At 68.6% G+C, this 12,958-nt stretch carries 14 protein-coding genes; 3 read left to right on the top strand and 11 right to left on the bottom strand.

Annotation, left to right across the window (positions count from 1 at the left end):
• Window positions 1–125 precede the first annotated feature (125 nt).
• From MRBLWH7_RS14065 to dnaB, 6 genes are all read right to left on the bottom strand, one after another.
• On the bottom strand, window positions 126–632 hold the full coding sequence (locus MRBLWH7_RS14065) for an alpha/beta fold hydrolase (RefSeq protein WP_341995508.1): 507 nt from the start codon (window positions 630–632) through the stop codon (window positions 126–128).
• A gap of 86 nt (window positions 633–718) precedes the next feature.
• Entirely contained in the window at window positions 719–1,384 is a 666-nt protein-coding gene (locus MRBLWH7_RS14060) for a cation transporter (RefSeq protein ID WP_341995506.1), read from the bottom strand.
• Window positions 1,381–1,719, bottom strand: coding sequence for a metalloregulator ArsR/SmtB family transcription factor (locus MRBLWH7_RS14055; protein WP_341995504.1), 339 nt, complete (start codon window positions 1,717–1,719; stop codon window positions 1,381–1,383). Before MRBLWH7_RS14055 ends, MRBLWH7_RS14060 begins: the two co-directional genes overlap by 4 nt.
• A 227-nt stretch (window positions 1,720–1,946) precedes the next feature.
• Complete coding sequence (locus MRBLWH7_RS14050) at window positions 1,947–2,495, bottom strand: hypothetical protein (RefSeq protein WP_341995501.1); 549 nt, start codon at window positions 2,493–2,495, stop codon at window positions 1,947–1,949.
• Between the two features lie 168 nt (window positions 2,496–2,663).
• Window positions 2,664–3,158, bottom strand: coding sequence for a GNAT family N-acetyltransferase (locus tag MRBLWH7_RS14045; RefSeq protein ID WP_341995499.1), 495 nt, complete (start codon window positions 3,156–3,158; stop codon window positions 2,664–2,666).
• Window positions 3,159–3,263: 105 nt separating this feature from the next.
• A complete protein-coding gene (gene dnaB, locus MRBLWH7_RS14040; protein ID WP_116195182.1) occupies window positions 3,264–4,637 on the bottom strand; it encodes a replicative DNA helicase in 1,374 nt (457 codons plus the stop codon).
• Between the two features lie 615 nt (window positions 4,638–5,252).
• Between dnaB and MRBLWH7_RS14035 the strand changes: the two genes are divergently transcribed.
• The 3 genes from MRBLWH7_RS14035 (at window position 5,253) to MRBLWH7_RS14025 (ending at window position 9,550) form a co-directional block, all read left to right on the top strand.
• On the top strand, window positions 5,253–6,233 hold the full coding sequence (locus MRBLWH7_RS14035) for a hypothetical protein (RefSeq protein WP_341995496.1): 981 nt from the start codon (window positions 5,253–5,255) through the stop codon (window positions 6,231–6,233).
• Between the two features lie 119 nt (window positions 6,234–6,352).
• On the top strand, window positions 6,353–7,969 hold the full coding sequence (locus MRBLWH7_RS14030; protein WP_341995495.1) for a hypothetical protein: 1,617 nt from the start codon (window positions 6,353–6,355) through the stop codon (window positions 7,967–7,969).
• 306 nt (window positions 7,970–8,275) lie between these two features.
• Window positions 8,276–9,550 (top strand): GNAT family N-acetyltransferase, encoded by a 1,275-nt coding sequence (locus MRBLWH7_RS14025; RefSeq protein ID WP_341995494.1) that lies wholly within the window; start codon window positions 8,276–8,278, stop codon window positions 9,548–9,550.
• An 83-nt stretch (window positions 9,551–9,633) separates the two neighbouring features.
• On the opposite strand, the gene rplI is transcribed toward MRBLWH7_RS14025, so the two are convergent.
• The 5 genes from rplI to MRBLWH7_RS14000 all read right to left on the bottom strand — a co-directional run bounded on the left by rplI (window position 9,634) and on the right by MRBLWH7_RS14000 (window position 12,815).
• On the bottom strand, window positions 9,634–10,086 hold the full coding sequence (gene rplI, locus MRBLWH7_RS14020) for a 50S ribosomal protein L9 (RefSeq protein ID WP_341995492.1): 453 nt from the start codon (window positions 10,084–10,086) through the stop codon (window positions 9,634–9,636).
• 11 nt (window positions 10,087–10,097) lie between these two features.
• Window positions 10,098–10,352, bottom strand: coding sequence for a 30S ribosomal protein S18 (rpsR, locus tag MRBLWH7_RS14015; protein ID WP_045301896.1), 255 nt, complete (start codon window positions 10,350–10,352; stop codon window positions 10,098–10,100).
• A gap of 74 nt (window positions 10,353–10,426) precedes the next feature.
• The gene (locus tag MRBLWH7_RS14010) at window positions 10,427–10,957 is read right to left on the bottom strand and encodes a single-stranded DNA-binding protein (RefSeq protein ID WP_341995487.1); all 531 of its coding nucleotides are present in this window, start codon (window positions 10,955–10,957) and stop codon (window positions 10,427–10,429) included.
• Between the two features lie 5 nt (window positions 10,958–10,962).
• Window positions 10,963–11,331 (bottom strand): 30S ribosomal protein S6, encoded by a 369-nt coding sequence (rpsF, locus tag MRBLWH7_RS14005; protein ID WP_116195173.1) that lies wholly within the window; start codon window positions 11,329–11,331, stop codon window positions 10,963–10,965.
• 167 nt (window positions 11,332–11,498) lie between these two features.
• Window positions 11,499–12,815: a M23 family metallopeptidase gene (locus tag MRBLWH7_RS14000; protein ID WP_341995483.1), complete on the bottom strand. Its 1,317-nt coding sequence runs from the start codon at window positions 12,813–12,815 to the stop codon at window positions 11,499–11,501.
• Between the last annotated feature and the right edge of the window lie 143 nt (window positions 12,816–12,958).

Below are 12,958 nucleotides of genomic sequence, written 5' to 3'. Positions count from 1 at the left end.
GGTCGGGGTGCCGGAGGAGACCGTCGGGCCGGGGTGCATTCGACGAAGGTCACGGTTCCGGGGTGAGCAAGGCGCGCCGGGCGGCGGGCGCCCGAGCTATGCGCGAGACGCTGTCATGGATGCAGTCACTCCCGAGAAAGACAGCCTGCGGCGGGAATGTTCTGGGGCCGACACGACGCATTCTTCGACGTCGCCGCGGGCGCCGCCCATCCCGGCCTCCGTCCGCTGCTGTGCGCGTTGGCGTTCTGGATGACGATCCCGAGGACGTCGTCGGGCTGCCTCATGGCGATGCTGAGCGCTACAGGAGCGCCGAAGTCGTGCACGTAGAGGAATCTGGGGCCGACCTGCAGGTGTTCGAGCAACTCCAGAACCGCATCGGTGAACGCGTCGAACGACGGAGCCTCGAGAGGCTCCGACTCCCCGAACCCGGGAAGATCGGGCGCGATCACGTGGGCGTGACGCGCAAGGATCGGAATCACGTCCCGGAAACCGCGCGACGAATTCGGGAAGCCGTGGAGCAGGACGAGCGCTGGCGATCCGTCGGGTCTGCCGGCTGTCGTGTACGAAAGCTCCGTTCCGCCCGACAGCGTCAGACGCGATGTTGCCGGCGTCAGGTTGATGGAGGAACCCATACCTCCATACTCGGCAAGGCGGTCGTTCATGCTCAAGGAGGGTGTCTTCGGCTCATGATTCGGTCGGATGTCCCGAAGCGCTCGGCTCAATCGTCGTTGTGAGTGCCGGGCTCTTCGAGGATCGTGCCGACCGAGGTTGCGCAGGCATCCCCACGCCAAGCCTCGAGGCCTTCACGGATGGCGAGGGCGACGATCACCAGGCCGGCGATCGCGTCGACCCACCACCAGCCGATCAGGCTGTTGAGCAAGAGGCCGATCAGGACTGCGGCGGAGAGGTAGGTGCAGATGAGGGTCTGTTTGGAATCCGCGACGGCCGTGGCAGATCCGAGTTCCCGCCCGGCCCGACGTTCGGCGAGCGAGAGGAAGGGCATGACGACAACGCTGAGCGCGGTGATCGCGATGCCCACAGGGGAATGCTCGACCTCGACGCGCGTGATCAGCGCGAGCAGAGAGCTGGCGGTGACGTATACCGCAAGGGCGAAGAACGCGAACGCGATGACCCGCAGCGTGCCCTTCTCCCACCGCTCGGGATCGCGGCGGGTGAACTGCCACGCGACAGCGGCCGCAGAGAGCACTTCGATCGTCGAATCGAGCCCGAAGCCGACGAGTGCGGCCGAAGACGCAATGGTCCCAGCCGTGATCGCCACGACGGCCTCGACGACGTTGTAGCCGATCGTCGCGAAGACGATCCATCCGATACGGCGCTGCAGGACGTGCCGACGCCGCTCAGTTGGCGTGTGCGTGGCGCTCATGCGCAGCTGCAGTCCTCGCCGGCGCAGCATCCCGGCTCGACGTAGAGCACGACGCGCAGGAGCTCGTCCAGCGCCGGCGCGAGGTGCTGGTCGGCCAGCCGGTACCAGGTACGTCTTCCATCGGGAACCGACTCGACGAGACCGCAACCGCGAAGGCACGCGAGCTGGTTGGACATCACCTGCCGCGAAACACCCAGTGCATCAGCCAGATCGGACGGGTACGCCGGCGCTTCCCGCAGGGCAAGCAGCACGCCGGCTCGCGTCGGGTCAGAGAGCGCATGGCCGAGTCGCGCAAGCGCTGCAGTGTGCGTCACCGTGGCGGTCATCGTCGGCATGAGAGCGACGATACACGAAACGCTGAACTATCGGCGTCGAGGACAATGGCTCCGGAACCGGACGTCTCCACGCGGAACGTACAACGGCTGTAGGGACCAATCGGAAATGCCCGGAGGATCGCCGCAAATCGAACACCCGAGGGGGCGACGTGTCCGCGACTCGCGTGATCGATCGTGGCTCGAAATGTCCGATCGGCTCACTCGCCGCGGTGAGAACGGCGTGGGATCTAGTCGACCTGGCGGAACGCGAACCGAACGTCGGGAGACAAGACGTAGAGGTCGTCGCATCGATAGCCCCGTAACCACGGTCGCCCATCGACGACGCGCAGGTAGAACCCTTTGGGGAATTCAGCATCATCAGTCAAGACCGGGGAGGCAATGTTGAGCGCGCCATCGGGTGACTCTCCGGCCGACATCACGGAGTTGGAGGAGTTGGTCTGCGTCGCCCAGACGAGTCGGAGATAGGGCGCTGTAACGACCGGACACAGTCCAAGACCGTGGGCCTCCGCGGCGGCGAATACCTGAGGCAATGTCCCACCCTCGTTGAGTCCGAGCTCTTCCACGCTGCGGTCGGCGATGCGGACTGAATGGGTAGTGAGGTCGTCGAAAACTGGGTGGGCGATGAGCGTCTCTGCGTGAGCGTTCAGAGCCACGCCTTCTGCCGTCAGCGCCTCAATGAGCTGCGTTCGGGGTAGTCCGCCCACTACCAGTTCGAGAGGTTCAAGCCAGCGACCGCTCGCCGCGATATCGGGAATGTGGGGCTGCGGATTGTTCACCGTCTGAGCCTATGCGCTCGCAACGGCGGCTACTCGGAGGTCCGCCAGAGGCCCTGTAGTCACCGAAATGCTCACGCACTCGATCCGGATCACGCCTGACATCGCTGTCGAGCAGGGCCAACTCCGCGGCCTTGACAGCGTCGAACCGGTTGCCCGTCTCCCACCCGGCTAACGGACCATCCGCGCGTCGGTGATCAACGGAGCGTGGGGGTCGACCTGTTCGACGCCGTCGAAGGGGAACCCATTACGGAGATAGAACGCCGACGCGCGCGGATTCTTCTTGGCCACCCAGAGCATCGCGGGGCCATCCCCCAGCGTCCCATCCAGCAGTGCCTGGCCAACTCCCGTCCCGTAGTGCGCAGCCTGAACGTAAATCGCGTAGAGGAGTCGATCGCGAGGCGGCTCCTCGCCGTTGATTCCCCCGCCCGGCCCAACCCAAGCGAATCCGACGATCGCGCCATCGGTCTCAGCCACTCGAACGAGCATGTCGTCACGCGGGTGCGTCAAGACGTGATGCCACATTCGGTGACGGCCCGCGATGTACTCCTCCGAGAAGTAGTCCTCGGGAAGCAGGTGAGAGTAAGCCTCCTTCCACGTCGCGACGTGAACATCGGCGATCGCGGACGCCTCTTCCGAGCGCGGCTCCCTAATCGTGAATGCCATCCGCCAATGCTGTCAGAGCTCGCAACTCTCGGTCGAAATGTCCAGGTGGACATCGCGTGGACATTTCATCTGCGAAATGGACAACTTCAAAAAGACCTACACCAACTACCCGAAGTCTCCCGGGGCCATGTCGGTGAAGCGGGAGAAGTGGCCCTGGAATGCGACCGTGATGGTGTCGGTGGGGCCGTTGCGGTGCTTGGCGACGATGAGGTCGGCCTCGCCCGCGCGCGGCGAGTCCTTCTCGTACGCGGCCTCGCGGTGCAGGAGCACCACCATGTCGGCATCCTGCTCGATCGAGCCCGACTCACGCAGGTCACTCAACGCCGGTTTCTTGTCGGCGCGCTGCTCGGCACCACGGTTCAGCTGCGACAGCGCGATGACCGGAACGCCGAGTTCCTTCGCGAGCAGCTTGAGCGCACGTGAGAACTCCGAGACCTCCTGCTGACGCGATTCGACGCGCTTGCCCGACGTCATGAGCTGCAGGTAGTCGATGACGACGAGCTTGAGGCCGGCCCGCTGCTTGAGGCGGCGGCACTTGGCGCGGATCTCGACGAGCGTCATATTGGGGCTGTCGTCGATGTACAGCGGTGCGTCGTTGATGCGGCCGCGGGTCGCGGCGACGGTGGTCCAGTCGCGGGAGTCGAGTGTGCCCTTCCGCATCGACTGCAGGGGGATCGCGCCCTCGGCACTGAGCAGACGCATCGCGATCTCGCTGCGACCCATCTCGAGCGAGAAGAAGATCGTCGGCATGTTCGCCTTGATCGCCGCCGATCGCGCGAAGTCGAGAGCGAGCGTCGACTTACCCATCGCGGGTCGCGCGGCGATGATGATCATCTGCCCGGGGTGCAGACCGTTGGTCAGCGAGTCGAGACCCGAGAAGCCGGTCGGGATGCCGGTCATCTGCCCGTCGCGACCGCGCGCGGCCTCGATCTCTTCCACCGCGGCGTCGACCGCGATCGTGAGCGGCACGTAGTCCTCGGCCTGCTCCGCGCCGGTCACCGAGTAGATCTCTGCCTGCGCGTTGTTGACGAGGTCGAGCGCCTCGCCCTGACCGGAGTACCCCATCTGCACGATGCGGGTGCCGGCGTCGACGAGGCGGCGCAGCAGCGCACGCTCCGACACGATCGAGGCGTAGTAGCCGGCGTTCGCGGCCGTCGGCACGATCGAGGTGAGCGTGTGCAGGTAGTCGGCGCCGCCGGCGCGCTGCAGCTCGCCCGTCTTGATGAGTTCGTCGGTGACGGCGACGACGTCCGTCGGCTCGCCATGCGAGTAGAGGGTGAGGATCGCCTCGAAGATCAGCTCGTGCTTGGGCACATAGAAGTCGGTGCCCCGCAGAGTCTCGATGACGTCGGCGACGGCGTCCTTCGACAGCAGCATCCCACCCAGGGCGCTCTGCTCGGCGAGCAGGTCGTGCGGGGGAGTGCGTTCGAAGTCGCGAGGGCCCCCCATGCGCTCTTCTGAGATGTCGGCGATCGACATAGGCTGCGCGTCCTCCCTACCGTTCCTACCGTTGTTCACATCATCCGAGCTCTGTCGGCGGCGTCGGGACGGCTCGCCGCGTCGGCGCGCCCGGGCACGAGTAAAGAGAGGGATGCCGCGGCATCCCACCCCCACGTGCTTTCGCCGTTCGATTCCGGCCGCCGTCGCGTCGCCGAACCCAGCACGGAGGCGCGCCGCCCGAATGGGCCGCACCCCACGCTAAGGATGGGCCCCGACAGTCGCAACACACCCTGTGGATAACTTTGTGGAGAGTCGGGGAGAAACGCCGTCACGCCTGTGAACAACCCCTGTGGAGAACTCACCCCCTTTCTGGGGGTTATGTCGACGAAAATCCGCGTGACCAGGCTTTGCGTTTTTCACAGGCTGTGGAGAGAGATGTGGTTGAAGTCGGGGTTGAAGGTTTGGATGCGGACACTGTCCTGTGCACAATTGCGCGTCGCCCGCCTCGCCCGGCGCTCGCCCGCCAGGACAAAGGAACTCACCGTCCAAAGAAGTCTGGACAGACCGAAACGAGAAGGAGTAGCCTCTCAACTCCAGGCACCCTCACGCACGATCCGTCCGGAACGTGCGGCTCTTTCGTCGTGGGAGGTGAACGTGGAGATCGCAACCTCGCAGCTGCCGAGGATCGTGCGGCTGGCCCTCATCGGGGTCGGGACCGCGTTCGCCTGGATCGTCGTCTCGCTGGTCCTCGGCCTCGGTCTCGGACAGGCGCACGCCGACGAAGCAGACGATTCAGGAGCGCTCGGGGGTGCCCTCGGGGCGGCGACCTCGATGGTCGACACGACCGCATCGACCGTCACCGGTACGGTCTCGACCGTCACGACCGGCGCCGGCGGCGCCGTGAACACAGTCGTCGCCGCGACTCCCGCTCCCGCGCAGCAGCCGGTGAACCAGGTCGTGCAGACCGTCGGCACTGTCGCCACGACGGTGACTCGGCCGGTCACTGAGGTCGCCTCGGGCGGTGTCGTGAGCCACATCGCGACGCCGGTCGTCGACCTCGTCACCGAGGTGCCGGTCGTCGGCGGGATCGTCTCGGGCACCGGCGTCGATGACGCCGTGACCGATCTCGGCGGCACGGTCGACGAGACGCTCGGCGGGCTCGTCGAGGCCGTCGACGAGACGGGCGCGACCATCGGTCAGCCGCCGGCAACAGGCCCGGGCATCCCCGCTCTTCCCGTGATTCCGCGGCTTACCGACCTTCTGGGCAGCTCCGCCGATGCGGCGGCGCCGACCGCGATCGCCCTCGCGGCGCGGACCGATGCTGCCGCCACTCTCTTCTCGACGACCGCGCGTGCGTTCGGCCACTGGGCCGCAGCATCCGTCTCCGAAGCGGCCACGCGTGCCGTCGTCGTCGTCTCGTCCGCCGCGCTCGTCGCCGGCGGGCTCCTCGGTTCTGCAGGTGCACTCTGCCTGTCGATCTCTTCCGCGGGATCCGGTGGTGCGGGTCCCGGCGCCTGGGCGCTCGCTGCCCTTCTTCCGCTCGCCGCACACCGTGCCTGGGTGCGGCGCCGCGGGCCGGAGGACGAGCACGCCCCGCCGGCGCCTGCCGGATCCACCGACGTCTCCCCCGACTGATCGGCTCGCCGCCACCCAGCTCACCTGAGCGCGGGCGGCAGAGCATCAGCGCGCATTCGCGCTGAACAGCGCGACTCCTTCCCGCGCTGAGAACCGATCAATCCAAAAAGGGGAACATCATGCGCACTTTCTACAAGCGCGCCCTCTGGGGCACGCTCTTGGCCGGCGGCATCACGCTGCTCGGCGCAACGGTCGCCAACGCGGCCGAACCTCCGACCGACCCTGATCCGATCTCTTCGCTGGTCGCCGACAACGGCCTCGTGGACTCGGCGGTCGGCGATGCCGTCGTCGAACCGCTGCTCGGCGACGACGGCGACCTGGCCCCCATGGCGGACGGGGTGGCGTCCGTGGTGGATGACGTCACCGGCACGACCGCCGGCACTGCCGTCGTCGGGACGCTCGTGGGCGACCACGGCGCTCTCGACGACGTCGTCGGCGACGGCGCCCTGGTCGAAGGCGGCACCGTGGGCACCGCGGCGGCCAACGTCGATGCCGTGCTCGACGACGTCGCCGCGGGCGACGTGGACGCGGCTGTCACGCACCTGGGCACCACCGTCCAGGACCTCGGGGCAGACGTCGGCCAGACCGTCACCGATGCCGCGACGAACACCGACGATCAGATCATCGACGGTCTCGTTGGCGACGCCGTCGACGACCTCGCCGGCATCCTGTCCGGCGACGACACCACCGGGGTCGACGACCTGATCCAGCACGCCGGTGACAACACTGCCGACGCCATCGACACGAGCGGCCTGCTGGAGGACGCGCTGCAGCAGACCCTGGAGGGTGGCCCCGCCTCCACGCCCGCCACGCCGGTCGACGACGCCGACGGCCTGCTGACCGGGCTGACGGAGGATGACGGGCTCCTGGACGGTCTCCTCGGCGACAGCGTGCTCGATCCCGTTCTCGGCGACGACGGTGCTGCGGCGCCACTCACCAACCCCGTCGGCGACCTGCTCGACGGGATCACGGGAACGACCGCGGGCACCGGCATCCTGGACGGCCTGCTCGGGGAAGACTCCGGCCTGAACGATGTCGTCGGTGACGGCATCCTGGTCGAGGGCGGCCTGGTGGGCAACCTGGTGGATAACGCGGACAACACCGTGGACGACCTCCTCGACGGCGATCTCAACGGCGCCGTGGACGACCTCGGCACCACCGTCGGCGACCTCGGCGCCGATCTCGGCGTCACGGTGACCGACGCGACCGAGAACACCGCCGACCAGGTGCTCGACGGGCTCGTGAACGATGCGCTGGGCGACGCCGGCGCGGTCGTGGACGAGTCGCTCACCGGCGGTGACGTGATCGGCGCGGTCTCCGACGCAGTGCAGAACGTGGGCGACAATGTCGCCGACGCCGTGGACAGCACCGGGCTCGTCGACGATCTGCTCACGGACCTGCTCGGCGACACGGACGTGACCGACCCGACGGACCCGACGGACCCGACGGACCCCACGGACCCCACGGACCCGACGGACCCCACGGACCCGACGGACCCCACGGACCCCACGGACCCGACGGACCCCACGGACCCGACCGACCCGACGGACCCCACCAACCCGGGGGACAACGGGACGCCCCGTGGCACGGTCACGACCGGTTCGGCGGCTTCGGCCGGCACCGCCACTCAGCTCGCCGCGACGGGAGGGACGGGTGTGATGCCGTTCCTGCTGCTCGGGCTCTCGCTGTTCGCAGCGGGCGCTATCGCACGCGCGTCGCGGCGGCGCTCCGCGTGAGTCTGAGGGGCACGCCGGCGCTCCCCCAGTGCCCCTCACATCGACCCGCGTGAGCACGCGGGAGGGCCGAACCCCAGCGGCCCTCCCGCCCTGACCGCCTCCGATCGCGGCACCGGCCTTGCCTGGACCGATGCCGCGATCGGGGGCTCCACACCATCTCCGGCGTGCGGTGTCCGGGCACAGCCCGGATCGGGTCACCGCGCCCGGAGATGCCACGAGCGGATGCCGCGACCCGGGGGGCTCGCGGCATCCGCCTCGTCGTGCCCGCGCGTTGCGCGCCCGTCGCCCCGTCGCCAGAGTGGAGGGATGCCGCTTCCCGAGTCCTACCGCCTCACCCCCGTCGACGCCGATCGGCTCGAAGACGTCCTCCGCCTGGACACGTGGGCGTTTCCCACCGAACGCTCCATCGACACGCTGCGGGAGCTGCCGAGCCCGCTCAGCTGGGATCGCACCTACGGCGTCGCCCGCGTCGGCGACGACGAGGTGCTCGCGGGCTTCCACGGCGCGTATCCGCTGCGCGCCTATCCCGTCCCCGGGGCCGAGGTCTCCTGCGGATGGCTCACCTGGGTCGGCGTGCACCCGGGGCACCGGCGCCGCGGCATCCTCCGCGGCATGATCGAGCACCACTTCGCCGACTGCCTGGCGAACGGCGAGGCGATCTCGGGCCTGATGGCCGCAGAGACCCCGATCTACGGCCGCTTCGGATACGGAATGGCCTCGACCCAGCTGGACCTCACGATCCCCCGGCGCGCCGCACTTCGGCCGGTCGCCGGGGCGTCGGAGCTCGAGGTCGACTTGGAGGAATGGGATGCTGAGGCACACGGCGATCTCGTGGCCTCGATCCATCGCGACTACGCGCGGCTGCCCGCGGGGCTCGGCCGCCCGGGGTGGGCGACGCGCGAGACGCCCGAGCAGCGCACGGCGCGCGAGGCCGATCCGCCCGCGTACCGCGGTGGCAAGGAGTCGCTGCGACTGCTGCTGGTGCGCGACACGGCCGACAACACGCTCGCGTACGCGACCTTCCGGCGTGCGATGTCGTGGGAGCGCGCCGGCGCCGAAGGCACCGTGCACGTGCGCGAGGCCGTCGCGCTCACGGCGGCCGCCGCGCACCGCATGTGGTCGGTGCTGCTCGACCTCGATCTCACGAGCCGCGTCCAGATCTCCCACCTGCCCATCGATGACCCGATCGTCTCGCTGCTCGTCGACATCCGGCCCGCGGTGCCCGACTACCAGGACAACTCGTGGATCCGGATCCTCGACCTGCCGGCGGCCCTCGGCGGGCGGTGCTACGCGGGCGACGTCGACGTGGTGCTCGAGGTGACCGACACGATGCTGCCCGCGAATGCCGGTCGCTGGCGCGTGCGGGCCGCAGCGTGGGAGCACGCAGAGGTGGCGGCATCCGATTCCGAACCCGACCTCGTGCTCGACATCCGCGAGCTCGGAGCGGCGCACCTCGGGTCGGTCTCGCTCGCGTCGCTCGCGCAGGCCGGGCTCATCGAGGTCCGGACGCCCGACGCGCTGCGCCGAGCCTCGGCGGCGTGGTCCTGGCCGGTCGCGGCCGGCGCGAACTGGATCTTCTGAGCCCGCAGACGACGGATGCCGCGGACCCGGTGCTCTTCAGAAGCACCGGTCCGCGGCATCCGTTTCGCCGTATCCCGAAGGGATTACTTGGCGGCGACCACCTGCAGGGTGATCACGGCGGTGAGGTCGTCGCGCAGGCGAACGGTCGCCTCGTGCTCGCCCACCGACTTGATCGGGGAGGTGATGTGGATCTTGCGCTTGTCGAGCTCGCCGAGGCCGGCGGCCTTGACGGCCTCCGCCACGTCGACGGTCTTGACCGCACCGAACAGGCGACCCTCGGCGCCGGCCTTGACGGCGAGGCGGACCTTGTTGGTCTCGAGGGAGTTCTTGAGCGCCACAGCCTCTTCGTGGTCGTGGATCGCGCGCGCCTCGCGAGCGGCGCGGATCGACGCCACCTGCTTCTCGCCACCGCGGGTCCATGCGACCGCGAAGCCCTGGGGGATGAGGTAGTTGCGGGCGAACCCGTTCTTGACCTCGACCACGTCACCGGCGCTACCGAGCCCGGCGACCTCGTTCGTGAGAATGAGCTTTGCCATGTGGGTACTCCTTAGCGGCCAGCGCCGGCGTAAGGCAGGAGCGCCATTTCGCGCGCGTTCTTGATCGCCTTGGCGATCAGACGCTGCTCCTGCACCGAGACACCGGTGATACGACGGGCGCGGATCTTCCCGCGCTCCGAGATGAACTTGCGAAGCGTCGCGACGTCCTTGTAGTCGATGAGACCGACACGGATCGCCTTCGCGGGGGCCGCGTTCTTCGCGCCCTTCCGCGGCTTCCGGCGGTCGCCGGTTGCCTTTCCAGCCATGGTGTTTCCTTTACGTTTTCTTGATCGGATGCCTCGTCACGAGGCGTCCGGAACCTGTTGTGAGATCTGACCGATCAGAACGGGGTGTCGTCGCCGTAGGCGCCGGGGGCCGCCCATGCGTCGCCGCCGCCGGCACCGCCGGCGTTCTGCGAACCGGGAGTCGACCACGGCTCGTCGGCGACCTGCGGACGCGGCTGACCGCCACCGCCGCCGAAGCTGCCGCCACCGCCACCGGAGCCGCCCGCAGCGCGGGTGACCTGCGCGGTCGCGTAGCGCAGCGACGGGCCGATCTCGTCGACCTCGAGCTCGATCGCGGTGCGGTTGTTGCCTTCGCGGTCCTGGTAGCTGCGCTGCTTGAGGCGGCCGGTCGCGATGACCCGCATGCCCTTGGTCAGCGAGCCGGCCACGTGCTCGGCGAACTCGCGCCACACGCTCGCGCGGAGGAACAGCGCTTCGCCGTCCTTCCACTCGTTCGCCTGACGGTCGAAGTTGCGAGGCGTCGACGCGATCGTGAAGTTCGCGACGGGGAGGCCGTTCTGCGTGTACCGCAGTTCGGGATCAGCCGTGAGGTTGCCCACGACGGTGATGATCGTCTCGCCGGCCATCGTCCTTACGCCTTCGCAGCCTTGGCGGTCTTGCGGGCGGCGCGCTCGTCGGCACGCTGCTTCTCCGAGGCGATCATGGCGATCGCTTCCTCGGCGCGGAGGACCTTGGTGCGCATGATCTGCTCGCTCAGGTTCAGCTGGCGGTCGAGCTCCTGCGTGGTCTCAGCCGTCGCGGTGAAGTTGACGACGGCGTAGATGCCCTCGGTCTTCTTCTGGATCTCGTAAGCAAGACGGCGCTTGCCCCAGATGTCGATGTTCTCGATGGTGCCGCCGTCGGTCGTGATGACCTTCAGGAACTTGTCGAGGTTGGCGCCGACCTGGCGCTCGTCGATCTCGGGGTTCAGGATGACCATGAGTTCGTACTGGTGCGTCACTAACCCACCTCCTTCGGACTAGAACGGCTGTCGGGCATTTCCCGGCAGCAGGAGGGTGTGTAGCACGTCGTCCGAATGGCCGCGCAAGGTTGCGCGTGCGGACAACCCTCCTATGGTACCGGATGCCTGGGCCTCCGCCGAATCGGCGGCCTCGGTGATGCGCGGCCTCACTCGGATTGATCGACCGCGATGACCGTGCGGTCGAGGGGCAGCTCCGCGCGCCGCACGCTCGGCTCGAACTCCTCGAAGGGCAGCACGCCCGTCGGCTGGAGGCCCAGGTCGTCGTCCCAGATGCGCTCGGGGACCCATCCCAGAAGCTCGAACTCGTCGAAGACGTAGGGCACGCCGTCGGAGGGGAAGAAGGTCTCGGCGGTCTGCAGGTGGAAGTGAAGGTGCGGTGTCGTGGAGTTGCCGCTGCTGCCGATGAGGCCCAGCTCCTGGCCCTTCTCGACGCGGTCGCCGACCTCGACGCGCACCGAGCCGGGATCCATGTGCCCGTACAGCGCGTACAGCCCCGGTGCGATCTCGATCACCACGTGGTTGCCGACGGTCTCCTCGATGGGCGGGATGGGAGGAGGTTCGGGAAGCGCCGTGGTGTTCGGAAGGCCGTCGAGCGCCCGCACGACCGTCCCCGCGGCGGCTGCGACGATCGGCTGCCGGTACGAGAAGTAGCTCGTGATCTGTGACGGGTCGCCCTCCCACGTGCGGTGCTCCTCGTCGAGCAGGTAGAAGTCGATGGCGAAGCGCTGCGGCACGAGACCCTGGCCGTTCACCGGGGCGAACCCGCGGCGGTGGTGCGTGTCGTCGCGACAGCATCCCTCGCTCATCATCCAGATGCCGTCCGCGACCGGCACTCCCACCGCGGTCGCGGGACCGGCGTCGACCGGCGTGGTGCCGATGACCACGTCGAATTCGCGGGGCTCCCCTTCCGGCACGACCACCGCCCCTTGCGCGCGATGCTCGAGGGTCGCCGGGACCGCGGCGTCGGCGTCGAGCTGGACGTCCAGCCACGCGATCCACGTCTCGGCCGGGTCGATGAGGACGGAACCCGACCCGGGCTCGCCACCGGCCGAGGCGCCGAGCCGCGTGACGGTCTGCGGCAGTCGCTCGTCGTCCTCGACGAGGAGGGTCGCCTCCGACTCCGGGTCGACCACCTCGAGGCCGTCGAGCCGGAAGGGCAGCGTGGTGGCGTTCGTGAGAAGCAGCTCGTAGGTGACATGGATCTTGTCGTCGGTGCCCGTGACGGGCATCGGATCGGTGATCAGCGAGCTCATCAGCGGCGTGAAGCGGGTTCCCGCATCGAGCCCACCCGCCTGCGGCTCGCCCGCCTCGGTCTCGGTGGGCGACGCGCTCGGCGCCGGAGCGGACTCGGAGGGATCCTCGGGGTCGGTGGGATCGGCCGTGCATCCGGTCGTGGCCAGGACGACCGCCAGGAGTACCGCGATCCTCGGAGCGCCTCGCGACGCCGCCCTCTTGCCGGTCATGATGCCCCCTCGTCGCGCCCCCGCACGCCCGGACCACGACCGGCGAGCGTCGTCGTGCACACGCTATCGCCGCGCTCGTGGCTCATCAATGGGGGCGGGTCGTTGCGTCCCGCCCGATGTGCGACCGCGACGGAGATCGCGCC

The sequence above is a fragment of the Microbacterium sp. LWH7-1.2 genome (assembly GCF_038397755.1).
Lineage (GTDB): Bacteria > Actinomycetota > Actinomycetes > Actinomycetales > Microbacteriaceae > Microbacterium.
The sequence above is the reverse complement of the archived record's forward strand: the minus strand, read 5'-3'. Positions and strand labels throughout refer to the sequence as shown.